The 14,700-nt window shown below is 70.0% G+C and carries 14 protein-coding genes; 9 read left to right on the top strand and 5 right to left on the bottom strand.

Annotation, left to right across the window (positions count from 1 at the left end; genetic code table 11):
• Nucleotides 1-37 precede the first annotated feature (37 nt).
• From WS75_RS17815 to WS75_RS17850, 8 genes are all read left to right on the top strand, one after another.
• Nucleotides 38-1,294, top strand: coding sequence for a YbfB/YjiJ family MFS transporter (locus tag WS75_RS17815; protein ID WP_059681712.1), 1,257 nt, complete (start codon nt 38-40; stop codon nt 1,292-1,294).
• Between the two features lie 121 nt (nt 1,295-1,415).
• Nucleotides 1,416-1,952, top strand: coding sequence for an NUDIX domain-containing protein (locus tag WS75_RS17820; RefSeq protein WP_059681713.1), 537 nt, complete (start codon nt 1,416-1,418; stop codon nt 1,950-1,952).
• A 139-nt stretch (nt 1,953-2,091) separates the two neighbouring features.
• A complete protein-coding gene (locus WS75_RS17825) occupies nt 2,092-2,529 on the top strand; it encodes an acyl-CoA thioesterase (RefSeq protein ID WP_059681714.1) in 438 nt (145 codons plus the stop codon).
• A 12-nt stretch (nt 2,530-2,541) separates the two neighbouring features.
• On the top strand, nt 2,542-3,477 hold the full coding sequence (locus tag WS75_RS17830) for a branched-chain amino acid ABC transporter permease (protein ID WP_059681715.1): 936 nt from the start codon (nt 2,542-2,544) through the stop codon (nt 3,475-3,477).
• Nucleotides 3,470-4,696 (top strand): branched-chain amino acid ABC transporter permease, encoded by a 1,227-nt coding sequence (locus WS75_RS17835; RefSeq protein WP_059681716.1) that lies wholly within the window; start codon nt 3,470-3,472, stop codon nt 4,694-4,696. Before WS75_RS17830 ends, WS75_RS17835 begins: the two co-directional genes overlap by 8 nt.
• Complete coding sequence (locus WS75_RS17840; RefSeq protein ID WP_059681717.1) at nt 4,693-5,442, top strand: ABC transporter ATP-binding protein; 750 nt, start codon at nt 4,693-4,695, stop codon at nt 5,440-5,442. Before WS75_RS17835 ends, WS75_RS17840 begins: the two co-directional genes overlap by 4 nt.
• Complete coding sequence (locus tag WS75_RS17845; protein ID WP_059681718.1) at nt 5,439-6,143, top strand: ABC transporter ATP-binding protein; 705 nt, start codon at nt 5,439-5,441, stop codon at nt 6,141-6,143. The genes WS75_RS17840 and WS75_RS17845 overlap by 4 nt, the downstream gene beginning before the upstream one ends.
• Nucleotides 6,144-6,305: 162 nt before the next feature.
• The gene (locus tag WS75_RS17850; protein ID WP_059681719.1) at nt 6,306-7,052 is read left to right on the top strand and encodes a glucose 1-dehydrogenase; all 747 of its coding nucleotides are present in this window, start codon (nt 6,306-6,308) and stop codon (nt 7,050-7,052) included.
• Nucleotides 7,053-7,074: 22 nt separating this feature from the next.
• Here WS75_RS17850 and WS75_RS17855 read toward each other — a convergent pair whose 3' ends face one another.
• From WS75_RS17855 to WS75_RS17875, 5 genes are all read right to left on the bottom strand, one after another.
• The gene (locus WS75_RS17855) at nt 7,075-7,569 is read right to left on the bottom strand and encodes a heme-degrading domain-containing protein (RefSeq protein WP_059681720.1); all 495 of its coding nucleotides are present in this window, start codon (nt 7,567-7,569) and stop codon (nt 7,075-7,077) included.
• Nucleotides 7,570-7,661: 92 nt separating this feature from the next.
• Nucleotides 7,662-8,480 carry a 5-deoxy-glucuronate isomerase gene (iolB, locus tag WS75_RS17860; RefSeq protein WP_059681721.1) on the bottom strand — a complete coding sequence of 273 codons (819 nt, stop codon included), beginning with the start codon at nt 8,478-8,480 and terminating at the stop codon, nt 7,662-7,664.
• Nucleotides 8,481-8,522: 42 nt separating this feature from the next.
• Nucleotides 8,523-9,452, bottom strand: coding sequence for a myo-inosose-2 dehydratase (gene iolE, locus WS75_RS17865; protein WP_059681722.1), 930 nt, complete (start codon nt 9,450-9,452; stop codon nt 8,523-8,525).
• A gap of 61 nt (nt 9,453-9,513) precedes the next feature.
• Nucleotides 9,514-11,397 (bottom strand): 3D-(3,5/4)-trihydroxycyclohexane-1,2-dione acylhydrolase (decyclizing), encoded by a 1,884-nt coding sequence (iolD, locus tag WS75_RS17870; RefSeq protein WP_059681723.1) that lies wholly within the window; start codon nt 11,395-11,397, stop codon nt 9,514-9,516.
• A 46-nt stretch (nt 11,398-11,443) separates the two neighbouring features.
• Entirely contained in the window at nt 11,444-13,402 is a 1,959-nt protein-coding gene (locus WS75_RS17875) for a bifunctional 5-dehydro-2-deoxygluconokinase/5-dehydro-2-deoxyphosphogluconate aldolase (RefSeq protein ID WP_059681724.1), read from the bottom strand.
• Between the two features lie 308 nt (nt 13,403-13,710).
• Between WS75_RS17875 and WS75_RS17880 the strand changes: the two genes are divergently transcribed.
• Nucleotides 13,711-14,637 carry a sugar ABC transporter substrate-binding protein gene (locus WS75_RS17880; RefSeq protein WP_059681725.1) on the top strand — a complete coding sequence of 309 codons (927 nt, stop codon included), beginning with the start codon at nt 13,711-13,713 and terminating at the stop codon, nt 14,635-14,637.
• The last annotated feature ends 63 nt before the right edge of the window (nt 14,638-14,700 follow it).

Here is a 14,700-nt window from a genome sequence, read left to right on the forward strand (position 1 = left end):
TTCCGGCCGTTGCGCAACCCGCGCGGCCCATGCCGCCATGTCCCGTTCCGATGCTCCGAGTGCCGCCGGCGTACACCTTTCCGATGACGCCGACCGTCGCGCCCGCGCGGCCGCGCTTGCCTGCATGATCGGGCTCGCCGTCGCGCTCGGCGTCGGCCGTTTCGCGTTCACGCCGCTGCTGCCGCTGATGCTCGCCGACGGCTCGATCGGCCTGAAAGCCGGCAGCTGGCTCGCGTCCGCGAACTACGCGGGCTATTTCGTCGGCGCGGTCAGTTGCGCGGCGATGCGCGTCGCGCCCGCGCGGATGGTGCGCTTCGGGCTTGCCGCCACCGTGCTGCTGACCGCCGCGATGGGCGTCGGCCATGTGCTGCCGGTGTGGCTCGTGGTGCGCTTCGTCGCGGGCGTCGTCAGCGCATGGACGTTCGTGTTCGTGTCGCAATGGGGGCTGCGGCGGCTCGCCGAACTGCACGCGCCCGAGTGGAGCGGGGTGATCTACGCGGGGCCTGGCGTCGGCATCGTGCTGACGGGCCTGATCGGCAGCGCACTGGCCGGCCATCGCGCGGCGCCTGGCTGGCTCGGCTTCGCGGCGTTGTCGGCGGTGTTGTCGATCGCGATCTGGCGCACGTTCGGCAGCGCGCCGGTGCCGGCGGCGGCAGGCGCCACGTCGGCCGCGCCCGTCCTGCATGCGGCGACGGACGCGGCACCGCACGACGCGCGGCGCCATCGGGCCGACGCCGCATGGCTCGTCGTCCTGTACGGGATGCCCGGTTTCGGCTACATCATCACCGCGACGTTCCTGCCAGTGATCGCGCGCGCCGCGCTGCCTGCCGGCTCGCCGTGGCCGGACCTGTTCTGGCCGATGTTCGGCGCTGCGCTGATCGTCGGCGCGATCGCGGCCGCGCGGCTGCCCGGCCGCTGGGACAACCGGCTGCTGCTCGCCGCCGGTTGCGCGACGCAGGCGCTCGGGATCGCGGCGGGAATCGTCTGGCCGAATGCGGCGGGCTTCTCGATCGGGAGCGCGCTGCTCGGCCTGCCGTTCACCGCGATCACGCTGTTCGCGATGCGCGAGGCGCGGCGGCTGCACGGCGAACGCGCGGCCGGGCTGATGGGCTATGCGACCGCGTCGTACGGGGTCGGGCAGATTCTCGGCCCGCTCGTCGCGGCGCCGCTGACCGCGCGCTTCGGATCGTTCTCGCCGGCGCTGTGGGTCGCGGCGGGTGCCTTGCTCGTCGGTGCCGCCGGCTTCGCGGCGACGGCCGCACGCGGGCGTGCGCAACCGCGCATGCAACCCTGACATCATCGGGGCCGGATCGTCAGCGACGCGGGCAAACTCGCTAGAATGAAGCCTTTCCTGCGCCGAGCGGGCGTGCGAGGCGGCTTGCCGGCCGCCGTCGGCGCCTGCCAGATCCCCATCGATGACCACCGCCGACTACCGTTTTTGCCCGCGCTGCGCGCGTCCGCTGACCGAGCGCGCCGATCCCGAACACGAGGGCGGGCGCGTCCGCCAGGCCTGCCCGGATGACGCGTGCGGCTACGTGCACTGGAACAACCCGCTGCCGGTGGTGGCCGCGATCGTCGAGCTCGACGGCAAGATCCTGCTCGCGCGCAATGCGGCCTGGCCGGAAGGGATGTTCGCGCTGATCACCGGTTTCCTCGAGAACGGCGAGACGCCCGAGGACGGCATCGCGCGCGAGGTGTTCGAGGAAACCGCGCTGAAGGCCGAGCAGGTCACGCTGGTCGGCGTCTATGAATTCATCCGCAAGAACGAGCTGATCATCGCGTACCACGTGCGCGCGTCGGGCACCGTCGCGCTGTCGCCGGAGCTGCTCGAATACCGGCTCGTCGAGCCGCCGTTGCTGCGCCCGTGGCGCGCCGGCACCGGCTACGCGCTGGCCGACTGGATGCGCGCGCGCGGCCTCGATTTCGAATTCGTCGATCGAGCGGGGCAGTGACGGGCCGCGCCGCTCCCGGAATGTCATCCGCCGCGCCGCGCGCGATCGCGACGCGGCATCCCGCCGTTGGACGGCGCGCCGTCGCGAACGGCCACCGCGCGCCGTCCGCTTCGCCCTCTTCATCCTGACCGCCATCGCCATGTCCGACAAACCGCAGCCGCGTTCCCGCGAAGCCTATCGCCACTTCCTGCCGATCACGACCCGCTGGATGGACAACGACGTCTACGGGCACGTGAACAACGTCGTCTACTACAGCTACTTCGACACCGTCGTGAACGAATACCTGATCCGCGCGGGTGTGCTCGACGTCGAGCACGGGCAGACGATCGGGCTCGTGGTCGAGACGCAGTGCAACTACTTCGCGCCGCTCGTGTTTCCGCAGTCGGTCGATGCGGGGCTGCGCGTCGCGAAGCTCGGCACGTCGAGTGTGCGCTACGAGATCGGACTGTTCGCGGCTGGGGAAGCCGCGCCGGCCGCGCAAGGGCATTTCGTGCACGTGTACGTCGATCGCGGCACGCGCCGCCCGGTGCCGCTGCCCGACGCGCTGCGCGCGGCGCTCGAACCCCTCGCCGGCTGACGGGCGCGCGCGGTGCACGCGTTCGCGCTCCAGGCGTTCAATGGCCTCAGCTACGGGTTGCTGCTGTTCATGCTGTCGGCCGGCCTCACGCTGATCTTCAGCGTGCAGGGCGTGCTCAACTTCGCGCATGCGAGCTTCTACATGCTCGGCGCATACATGGGATACAGCATCGCCGCCCGCGCGGGTTTCTGGGCCGCGCTCGCGCTCGCGCCGCTCGCGGTCGGGTTGCTCGGCGCCGGCTGCGAGCGCTGGCTGCTGCGCCGCGTACAGCCGCATGGACACACGAGCGAACTGCTGCTGACCGTCGGGCTCGCGTACCTGATCGGCGAGGGCGCGAAACTCCTGTGGGGCCTCGCGCCGCTGCCGGCGCCGGTGCCGCCGCTGTTCGACGGTGCGCCCGTGGCCGTGTTCGGCCTCACGCTGCCGCGCTACCGGCTGTTCATGATGGCGATTGCCACGGCGATGCTGATCGTGCTCGGCGCGCTGCTGCGCGCGTCGCGCATCGGGCTCGTCGTGCGCGCCGCGCTCACGCACCGCGCGGCCGTCGAGGCGCTCGGCTACGACGTGCCGGGCGTGATGACGGGCCTGTTCGGCGCCGGCACCGCGCTCGCGGCGCTGGCCGGCGTGATCGGCGCGCCGCTTGCGGTGATCGAACCGGCGCTGGCCGAGACCGTCGGGTCGGTGGTGTTCGCGGTCGTCGTGATCGGCGGCCTCGGCTCGCTCGGCGGCGCGTTCGTCGCGTCGCTTGCGGTCGGCTTCGCGCAGACCTTCGCGGCGGCCAGCGACACGTCGCTGCGCGACCTCGCGCAAGGGTCGGGTGTCGCGCTGCCCGACAGCGTCGCTGCCGTGTCGATCGCGCAGCTCGCACCGCTGGTCCCGTACCTGCTGCTCGTCGCGGTGCTGGTCGTCCGCCCGCGCGGACTGTTCGGCGAGCGTGTCGATGGCTAGCCGCGCACGGGCCGGCGCACTGCGCTGGGTGCTGTTCGCCGCGTGCGTCGCGCTGCCCGCGTGGCTGTGGCCGCACGGCGCGGTGCTTGGCTATCTCGCACAGACGGCCGCGCTCGTCGTGCTCGCGCTGTCGTACAACCTGCAGCTCGGTACGACCGGGCTGCTGTCGTTCAGTCATGCAGCCTTCGCGGGCCTCGGCGCATTCGCCGCCGCGCATTGGTTCAATCATGTCGGTGGCCCGCTGCCGCTGTTGCCGCTCGTCGGCGGCGTGGCCGGCGCGGGCTTCGGGTTCATCGCCGGCCTGCTCGCGACACGCCGCGCGGGCACCGTGTTCGCGATGATCACGCTCGGCCTCGGCGAGTGCGTCGCGGCCGCGGCGTGGAGCGTGCCGGCGTGGTTCGGCGGCCTCGGCGGCGTACCGATCGACCGCGCGAGCGGCACGCCTCTGGGCGGCTGGCATTTCGGCGCGCAAACGCAGGCCTACGCCGTGATCGCCGCATGGTGCATCGTCTCCGCGGTGGCGATGCACGCGCTGACGCGCACGCCGCTCGCGCGGCTCGCGAACGCGGTGCGCGACAACCCCGCGCGCGTTGCCGCGCTCGGCACCGAGCCGCGTCGCGTGCGGCTTGCGATGGTGACCTGCGCGTCGTTCTTCGCGGGCATTGCCGGCACGTTGACGCTGATCGACGTCGAGATCGCGACACCCGACAGCGTGTCGATGGCGCGTTCGGCGACCGTGCTGATTGCAGCCGTGATCGGCGGCACCGGCACATTCTTCGGGCCGGCGGCCGGCGCGGTGGTGCTGACCGCGCTGAGCGTCGTCGTCGCGGGCGTATCGCGCGCATGGGCGCTGTATCTCGGCCTCCTGTTCGTCGCGGTCGTCGTCGCGGCGCCGCGCGGGATCGCGGGCATCGCGCAGACGCTGGCGCATGCGTTGCGCGGCGACGCGCCTCCCGCCGAGCGCTGGCGCGTGCTGTGTGGCGTCGGTGCATGGGCGTTCTGGGCCGTCGCGATCGTCTGCGCGGCCGAGCTCGGCTATGCATGGCGCTTCGCGCAGGACGACGGCACGGGCATCGCGTTCGGCGCGTGGGGCATCGACGCCGATGCGCCGGCGGGCTGGGCCGTCGCATGCTCGGCGGCCGGCATCGGCGCGTTGCTGTGGGGCTGGCGCGCACGGTTCCAGAACCACGGGCACGGCGAGCGGGGGGACGGGCGATGAGTGGCAGCGCGATCGCGCTGCACGGGATCGTGCAGCGCTTCGGTGTGCAGACCGTGCTCGACGGCATAGAGCTGAACGTCCCGGCCGGCGAGCGTCACGCGCTGATCGGGCCGAACGGTGCGGGCAAGTCGACGCTGTTCGGCGTGATCGCCGGCGTGACGCGGCCGACGCGCGGGCGCGTCATGCTGCACGGCGTCGAGCTGCGCGGGCGCGGGCCGATCGTGGCGAGCCGGCTCGGCATCGGCCGCAGTTTCCAGCAGACGAGCGTGTTCGCACGATTGAGCGTGTTCGACAACCTGCGCTGCGCGGCGCTGCATGCGCCGGCCGAGCGGCGGCGCTGGTGGAACCGGCTGCGCGAATCCGCGTCGGTCGATCGCGTGGCCGCGCGCGTGTTGACCGACATAGGTCTCGATGCGCGGCGCGACACGCCGGCCGGCGAACTCGGCTATGCGGAACAGCGCGCGCTCGATCTCGGCATCGCGCTCGCGAGCGGCGCGCGCACGTTGCTGCTCGACGAACCGACGGCCGGTATGAACCGCGACCAGGCGGCGCGGATGATCGCGCTGATCCGTGCGACGACGCAGGGCCGCACGGTGTTGATGATCGAGCACGACATGGATGCGGTGTTCGGCTTCGCCGAGCGCATCACGGTGCTCGTGCGCGGCGCGGTGGTCGCAACCGGCGCGCCCGATGCGATCCGCGCGGACCGGGCCGTGCGCGCCGCCTATCTTGGCGAGGGCGCATGAGCGTGCTGCTCGATATTCGCGGCCTGCGCGCGTGGTACGGGATGCAGCCCGTGCTCGACGGTGTCGATCTTGCGCTCGCGCCTGGCGAGACGCTCGCGCTGCTCGGCCGCAACGGCTCGGGCCGCTCGACGCTCGCGAAGGCCGTGATGGGACTCGTGCGCACGGCGGGTTCGGTGCGCGTCGCCGGCGCCGAATGCGCCGGCGCGCGCACCTTCGAGATCGCGCGGCGCGGTGTCGCTTACGTCGCCGAAAGCCGCGACGTATTTCCGCTACTGAGCGTGCGCGACAACCTGCGGCTCGGGCTGCGCGGCGTGCACGGCACGGCCGAACGCGCGGCGCTCGACCGGTTGCTCGCGCGCTTTCCGCTGCTGGCCGCGCGGGCGGACGTGAAGGCCGGACGGCTGTCGGGCGGGGAACAGCAGGTGCTCGCGCTGGTGCGCGCGCTCGCGGGCCGCCCGCGCGTGCTGATCGTCGACGAACCGGCCGAAGGGCTCGCGCCGCTCGCGGTCGACGAGGTGGGCGCCTGTCTCGCCGCGCTGCAGGCCGACGGCGTCGCGATCCTGCTGATCGAGCAGCGGCTGCAACTCGCGCCGCGGCTCGCGCGGCGCGTCGCGGTGATGGGGCGGGGACGGATCGTGTACGACGGCGCGCTCGACGGGCTCGGCGGCGACGTCGTCAGTGCGTGGCTGAGTGCCGGTTGAGGGCAAGCGCGCCGATTGTTCGGCAAACCCCGCCAGTCAATTCGTGTCGAGCCGCTTTATCGCCGTCGCGCGAACCGCGAATATTGTCACCAAGGCCGGCGCGCCGTGCACGCGGTAGCCGGTTCTCATCCATCGAATGTCTTCCGACTGAGGAATGAAATCATGAGCAAGCTGACAGGCAAGGTAGCGATCGTCACGGGCGGGTCCAAGGGAATCGGCGCCGCGATCGCGAAGGCGCTGGCCGCCGAAGGCGCGTCGGTCGTCGTGAACTACGCGAGCAGCAAGGCCGGTGCCGACGCCGTCGTGAGCGCGATCGTCGAAGCGGGCGGCCGTGCGGTCGCGGTGGGCGGCGACGTGTCGAAGGCAGCGGACGCGCAGCGCATCGTCGATGCCGCTATCGAAAACTATGGCCGTCTCGACGTGCTGGTCAACAACTCCGGCGTCTACGAGTTCGCGCCGATCGAGGCGATCACCGAAGAGCACTACCGCCGGCAGTTCGACACGAACGTGTTCGGCGTGCTGCTGACGACGCAGGCCGCCGTCAAGCATCTCGGCGAAGGCGCGAGCATCATCAACATCAGCTCGGTCGTGACGAGCATCACGCCGCCCGCGAGCGCCGTGTACAGCGGCACCAAGGGCGCCGTCGACGCGATCACCGGCGTGCTCGCGCTCGAGCTTGGCGCGCGCAAGATCCGCGTGAACGCGATCAACCCGGGCATGATCGTGACCGAAGGCACGCACAGCTCGGGCATCATCGGGTCGGATCTCGAGAAGCAGGTGCGCAGCGAGACGCCGCTCGGCCGCCTCGGCGAGCCGGACGACATCGCGTCGGTCGCCGTGTTCCTCGCATCGGACGACTCCCGCTGGCTGACTGGCGAGCACCTCGTCGCGAGCGGCGGGCTGCACTGATCGCGCGAGTCGGCGCGCACGGCTACGCGATCATCGCGAGCGCGTTCGCGCCGACATGCCAGCGCAGGCTCTCGATCACGAGTGCGTGATCGCGTGCGTCGTCGAGCCCTGCGATGGTCATCGCGCCGACCATACCGCCGCCGGCAAGCCGCAACGGCACGCCGCCGCCATCGAGCGCATAGTCGGCGTCCGACAATCCCTGCGACTGCAACGACCAGCCGGCGCGGCGAAAGCGTGCGCCGACCTCGAACGAACTGACGCCGAAACGGAACACCGTGTTCTGTCGTCGGCGGATCGCGTCGCTGTCGTTGGCGCGGCTGCCGTCCAGCGCGCAATAGAACAGCGGCGCGGTTTCACCGACGATGCCGACCGCGATCGGCAGCCCGCGGCGCGCCGCGAGATTGACGGCGATGTCGCCGAGCCGGCGCGCGACGTCGGCATCGAAGTGCGACAGCATCGGAGTCGACGCGGTGTCGCAGAAGGGCGCGGGTGCGAAGCGGGGGAAGGTGGTCGCCATGGCAACTCCGTGTCGTCGCAAATGCGGCTCACGCACGCGTTTTCATCCTGCGTCTCGCGCGCCGGCCGTCGATCGTTCAGCGCATCGATGCGTCAGCGCCCGGGTGCCGCGTCGAGCATCCATTCGTGCGCGGGGTCGTTCTTGAATGCCCACGCGCGGCTCGGCCCGGCCATCACGTTCAGGTAGTACAGGTTGTAGCCATGCGGCGCGACCACCGGGTGATAGCCGCGCGGCACCAGCACCACGTCGTGGTTCTCGACCGCGCACGCCTCGTCGAGGCTGCGGTCGTCCGTGTACACGCGCTGAAACGCGAAACCCTGCGGCGGATCGATCCGGTGGTAATAGGTTTCCTCGAGCGACGTCTCGTCCGGCGCCGCGTCGCGATCGTGCTTGTGCGGCGGATAGCTGCTCGAGTGGCTCGCGGGCGTGATCACTTCGACGACGAGCAGCCGGTCGGCGGCCGGATTGTCGCCCATCAGGATGTCGCACACGTAGCGCGTGTTGGTGCCGTGCCCGCGCACCGCGCGCCGCATCCGTTCGCCGTCGAGGCGCTGCACGCGCTTGTCGCCGTTCGCGTAAGGCGCGGTGCACAGCGCGACTTCCGCATCGCGCGTCGCGACCAGCGTGACGGTCTTGCCGCCCGGCACGTACAGCGCGTCCGGCGACACTTCCTCGAACACGCTGTCGCGCTTGCCGAGCGCATCGTACGTCTCGCCGTCGACTTGCGCGCGCAGCGTACCGGTGAGCACGACGACGCACAGTTCGCGCGCGCCGGTATCGAGCGTTTCGGTGTCGCCGGCCTTCAGGCGCAGCGCGCGAAAGCCGACATGTTTCCAGCCGGCCGACTCGGGCGTCACGTTGCAGATTTCGCGGTCGGCGGATGCTTTGACCAGCAGGGGAGAAATCGTCATGGAACGGGGCTCCGCAATGGGGTGACAGCGGGGTGACAGGGCTTACGCGCTCAACCGGTCGACGATCGCGCGCAGCGATTCGTAGCCCTTCTTCGCATACTGATAGCTCGGCGCGACGGCCGGGTCCTGCTCGGCCTCGACCACGAGCCAGCCTTCGTAGCCGGCGTCCTTCAGCGTGCGAAGCGTCGCTTCGTAATCGAGCGCGCCGTCGCCCGGCACCGTGAAGGTGCCGTTGATCACGCCGTTCAGGAAGCTCCAGCCGCCGTTGCGCGCCTGCGTGACGACCTGCGGCCGCACGTCCTTGCAGTGCACGTGCACGACGCGCGACACGTGTTTCTTCAGCAGTGCGACGGGATCGGCCGCGCCGCCGAAATACGCGTGACCGGTGTCGAACAGCAGGAATACCTTCGCCGGATCGGTCAGCGCCATCAGCCGGTCGACGTCGGCGGGCGATTCGACGTAAGCGCCCATGTGGTGATGGTAGGCGAGCCTGATCCCGTAGGTCTCGAGCAGGTGCGCGCCGAATGCGTCGAGGCGTGCCGCATAGCGTCGCCAGGCTTCATCGTCGACGAAACGCGGACGCTTCGCGACCGGCGTGTCGATGCGGCCCTGGATCGTGCCCGCGCATTCGCCGTACACCGCGACCTTCACGTCGTTGAACTGCAGCTTCGTCATGTGCGCGCGGCAGCGCTCGATTTCGGCGGCGACCGCATCGGCGTCGCTCATGCCCGGTTCAACCTCCGCGAGGAAGCCCGAATACCAACCCGACACGCATACGAGCCCGAATTCCGCGAGCTTCGCCTTCAGCTCGGGGCCCGTCTTCGGAAACTTGTTGCCAAGCTCGAAGCCCGCATAGCCGATTTCGGCGCCTTCCTTCAGCGCCGTCTCGAGCGGTGTCTCGCCGCCGAGCGACGGCAAGTCGTCGTTCATCCACGACAGGGGATTGATACCGATGCGAACGTTCCAGCTCATGTCTTGCTTCCTTGGTTCGAAGGTTGTTGTCGCGGGGCGGCGGATTGAAACGGAAAGCGTGTCAGCGCCGCTGCCGGGTCTTCGCGTCGAGATACGCGCGATGCGCATCGGCGACGCCGGCGCGCGCGGACACTTGCGGCACCGCGACTTCCCACCAGGCGCCGCCGTCCGCGGTCGTGCGCTCGTGCGTCGTGTCGATCACGATGACCTGGCTCGTCTTCGCCGCGCGCGCACGCTTCATTTCGCCGCGCAGCTCGCCGACGTCGCGCACGTGCACGGCTTCGGCGCCCATCGCGCGCGCATGCATCGCGAAGTCGATCGTCGAGCGTTCGCCGCCCTCGGGCACGCAGTCGTCGAGCATGTTGTTGAAGCTCGCGCCGCCGCAGTTCAGTTGCAGCCGCTCGATGCAGCCGTAGCCGCGGTTGTCGAGGATCACGACGATGATCTTGCGGCCGAGCATCACGGACGTCGCGAGCTCCGCGTTGAGCATCATGTACGAGCCGTCGCCGACGATCACGATCACTTCGCGCTCGGGCCGCGCGAGCTTCGCGCCGAGGCCGCCCGCGATCTCGTAGCCCATGCACGAGTACGCGTAGTCCATGTGATAGTTGCCCGGCATGCCGCTGCGCCACAGCTTGTGCAGCTCGGCCGGCAGCGTGCCGGCCGCGCACACGACGAGATCGTCGCGCGCGCTGTCATGCCCCGCGTCGGCCGCGGAGTCGCGCACCGCACCGATCACTTCCGCGTCGTACGGCAGCGTGCCCTTCGGCACGCGCGTGGTTAGCTCGGTCACGCGCGCGTTCCATGCGGCGGCCTGGTCGCGGTTCGCGGCGGTCCACGCCGCATCCGCCTGCCAGCCGGCGAGCGCGGCCGACAGCTGGCCGAGGCCGGTGCGCGCGTCGGCGATCAATTGCCGGGCGCGTTTCTTGCCCGCGTCGAACGGCTGCACGTTCAGGCTCAGCAGCGTCGCGTTGCCGAACAGCGCGTGCGAGCCGGTCGTGAAATCCTGCAGCCGCGTGCCGACCGCGAACACCACGTCGGCCTGTGCGGCCGCGCGGTTCGCGGCAGGCGAGCCCGTCACGCCGATCGCGCCGAGGTTCAGCGGGTGGTCCCACGCGAGGCTGCCCTTGCCGGCCTGCGATTCGGCGACCGGCACGCCGTGCGTGTCGGCGAACGTGCGCAGCGCGTCCCATGCCTGGCTGTACAGCACGCCGCCGCCGGCGACGATCAGCGGCTTCTTCGCGGCCTTCAGCACGTCGAGCGCGTCGGCGAGTTCGAGCGCGTCGGCCGGCGGCCGGCGCATCCGGATCACCGGCGGCGCGAAGAAGTCCTCCGGCCAGTCGTATGCGAAGGTCTGCACGTCCTGCGGCAGCGCGAGGCACACCGGGCCGCATTGCGCGGGGTCGGTCATCACCTGGATCGCGCGCGGCAGCGCGACGAGCAGCTGCTCGGGCGACGTGATCCGGTCGAAGTAGCGCGTCACCGGCCGGAAGCAGTCGTTCGCGCTGACGTCGCCCTGTTCGAAATCCTCGACCTGCTGCAGCACCGGGTCGGGCAACCGCGACACGAACACGTCGCCGGGCAGCAGCAACAGCGGCAGCCGGCCGACGTGCGCGAGCGCGGCCGACGTCAGCATGTTGGTCGCGCCGGGGCCGATGCTCGATGTCGCGGCCATCATCCGCTGACGGAAATTCGCTTTCGCGAACGCGACGGCCGCGTTGGCCATGCCTTGCTCGTTGTGCGCGCGGAACGTCGGCAGCCGGTCCTTTTCGGCGTGCAGCGCTTCGCCGAGCCCGGCCACGTTGCCGTGCCCGAAGATCGCGAAGACGCCGCCGCAGTACGGCAGGATCTCGGTGCGGCCGTCCGGCTGGACGATTTCGGCGCGCAGGGCGGCCAGGTAGCGCACGAGCGCCTGGCTGACGGTCAGTCTCACGGTGGTGGTCATCGTCTGTCGATCAAGAGGAGTCGGGTGGTCGTCACGGACATCTGCATCAGGCTGCTGCCGCGGCGCGCGGGGCGGCTCGGCGGCCGAGCCAGGCGTCGACCAGCTGCGCGAAATTGCCGGCCACTTCGTCGATCAGCGCCTGGTCGTCGATCCGGCCGGCGAACCAGTTCAGCGACGCGTCGGCCCACAGCGTGCGCCCGACCATAAAGCCCTTGACGATCGGGTTGGTCGCCGAGCGGAAGCTGTCGACGAGATATTGCAGCGGCTGGTTCAGCCCGAGGATCACGGCGCCGCGGCAGTACGGGTCGCGCTCCGCGATCAGCGCGGCGAGCCGCGTCCAGCCGTCGGCGCTCAGCGGCGTGAGCTTCCACCATTCGGGCTTCACGCCGAGGTTGTAGAAGCGCGCGATCGTGCGCAGCACCGCGTCGTCCTCGGTGCCGGCCGGCGTGACCGCGCGCGGCGGAATCATTTCCAGCAGCAGCTCGTTGCCGCTGGCACGCGTGGCTTCCCACAGTTCCAGCACGCGCTGCTCCTGTTCGACGCGCAGGTCGACGGCGTCGTCGGGATGATAGTGAACGAGGCACTTCACGACCTGTTCGGTCGGCCAGTGCGTGAGCGACGAGCCGACCGAGCGCGTTTCGTCGAAACGCAGCGGCCGCGAGCCCGGCAGCTCGACCGGGCGGCCGACCCACCAGCCGCGCCCGGTGGCCGAGGCCAGCGCGTCGCTGCCGTAGCCGCCGCCGTCGATCAGCACGCCGACCTGGCCTTCGATATGGCGATCGCGCTCGACCTTCTCCACCGCACGCACGAGCAGTTGCTTCAGCGTCTTGATCCGCGCTTCGTCCGCACCGGCCTGCACCGCGAGTTCGTAGAACTGGCTGCGATGGTCGAACGCCATCACGCACAGGTCGTCCCATTCGCGGCGCGGCACCGTCACGCGATGCAGGTGCGCGAGCGTGCGATCGGCGTCCACCCGCGGATTGCGGCTGCCGCCGAACCAGTGTGCGAGCTCGGCCGGCGTCGGCATCGCGGCCGAACACGCGTGGCGCGACACGACGATCGCGCCGCACGCATTCGCGATGCGCGTCGATTCGGCCCAGTCGCGCCCGCGCAGCAGCCCGGACAGCAGGCCCGACAGGAACGCGTCGCCTGCGCCGAGCACGTTCAGCACTTCGACGCGTTCGCCATGGAAGGTCGGCGCATCCTCGATGCGTGCGGGGATGTCGCCCTCGATCACGCAGCAGCCGAGCGCACCGCGCTTGACCACCAGCGCCGCGCCGCTCGCGCGACGCACGGCCTGCAGCGAAGCGATCAGGTCGTGCGGCACGCCGCCCGCGATCAGGAATTCTTCCTCGGTGCCGACCAGCAGATCGAATTCGCCGAGCACCTGCTGCAGCTGCCGCGTGACCTGCGCGTCCGGCACGTAACGGTTCTCGCCCGCGCCGCGCGCGGTCAGCCCCCACAGCACCGGCCGGTAATCGATGTCGAGGATCCGCACGACGCCGTGGCGGCGTGCGTAGCCGAGCGCGGTCAGCGACGCCTCGCGCGTGCCCGGCGTCGACAGATGGGTGCCCGTGATCGCCAGCGCGCGGCAACCGGCGATGAAGTCCTCGCGGATCTCGTCGGCGCGCACGGCCATGTCCGCGCAGTTCTCGCGTACGAACAGCAGCGGGAACGTGTCGCGATCCTTCAGACCGAGCAGCACCAGCGCGGTCAGCCGTTCCGGATCCGTCTGCAGCTGGCTCGTGTCGCAGCCTTCGCGCTCGAGCGTCTCGCGCACGAAGCGGCCCATCTGCTCGTCGCCGACGCGCGAGATCATCGCGGTCTTCAGCCCGAGCCGGGCGACGCCGAACGCGACGTTGCCCGACGAGCCGCCGAGATACATCTGGAAGCTGCGCGCGTCTTCCAGGCGGCTGCCGTACTGTTGCGCGTAAAGGTCCACGGCGACGCGGCCGAGGCAGGCGAGGTCGATGGGACGGTCAGTCGGAAAGTTCAACGGGCTCATATCACGTATCACGCTCGCGGCCGGCGTTCGACGATGCCGGCGGATTGGGGACCGATCCAGCGACGGATCTTCGTCGCATGTCGCGACGCGGCGCGACATGCGCCTGCCGCAACGACTCGGGCTACGGAACGGAGTCTAGGCTTTTTGGAAATTCAGTTCCCTAGGTGAAATCACGTAGAAATAAATTTCCAAATCGTCGAGGAAGTGATCTACAGTTTCATCCGGATGCTTCAGTCCGTTATCGGACTCGGCCCGGCGGCGCGCAACGCGCCGTTTTCCGCCCCCGGAGATGAGGAGACAGAGTGATCATGAAGACCAAGCTGATGGCCGCCGCGGCCGCCGCGATCCTGGCCATGCCGCTCGCGCATGCCGAGAAGATCGGCGTGACGATGGCATCGTTCGACGACACGTTCCTGACGATCCTGCGCAACAGCATCGCCGATTCGGCGAAGAAGGACGGCGCGACGGTGCAGATCGAGGACGGCGGCAACGACGTCGGCAAGCAGTTGAGCCAGGTCCAGAACATGATCGCGCAGAAGGTCGACGCGATCATCGTGAATGCGGTCGACACCGACGCGACGCCGAAGATCACGAAGATGGTGACCGCCGCGAAGATTCCGCTCGTCTACGTGAACCGCAAGCCGGTCGATTTCGACAAGCTGCCGGCCGGCGTCGCGGTGGTCGCGTCCGACGAGAAACAGTCCGGCACGCTGCAGGCGCGCCAGGTGTGCAAGCTGCTCGGCGGCAAGGGCGACATCCTCGTGCTGATGGGCGAGCTGTCCAACGAATCGGCACGGGCGCGCACGAAGGACATCGAGGACGTGATCGCGACCAAGGACTGTTCCGGCATGAAGATCGTCGACAAGCGCGAAGGCAAGTGGAGCCGCACGCAGGGCCAGGACATCACGATGAACTGGCTGAGCTCCGGGACGAAGTTCGACGCAATCGTGTCGAACAACGACGAAATGGCGATCGGCGCGATCAACGCGCTGAAGGCCGCGCGCAAGCTGACGCCGAAGACGGTCGTCGCGGGCATCGATGCAACGCCGGACGGGCTCGCGGCGATGAAGAGCGGCGACCTGAAGGTGTCCGTGTACCAGAACGCGGCCGGGCAGGGTGCGCAGGCCGTCGCGACCGCGCTGAAGCTCGCGAAGAAGCAGCCGGTCGACCGCTACGTGAACGTGCCGTTCGAGCTCGTCACGCCCGAGAACATGAACCAGTACGCGAAGCACTGACCGGTTTTTCCGCTGAATTGCGCGGGCCCGGCGCGTCCGGGTTCGTGTGTGACTTTCGAGGAA

The organism is Burkholderia sp. FL-7-2-10-S1-D7, assembly GCF_001524185.1.
Classification (GTDB): Bacteria; Pseudomonadota; Gammaproteobacteria; order Burkholderiales; family Burkholderiaceae; genus Burkholderia; species Burkholderia diffusa.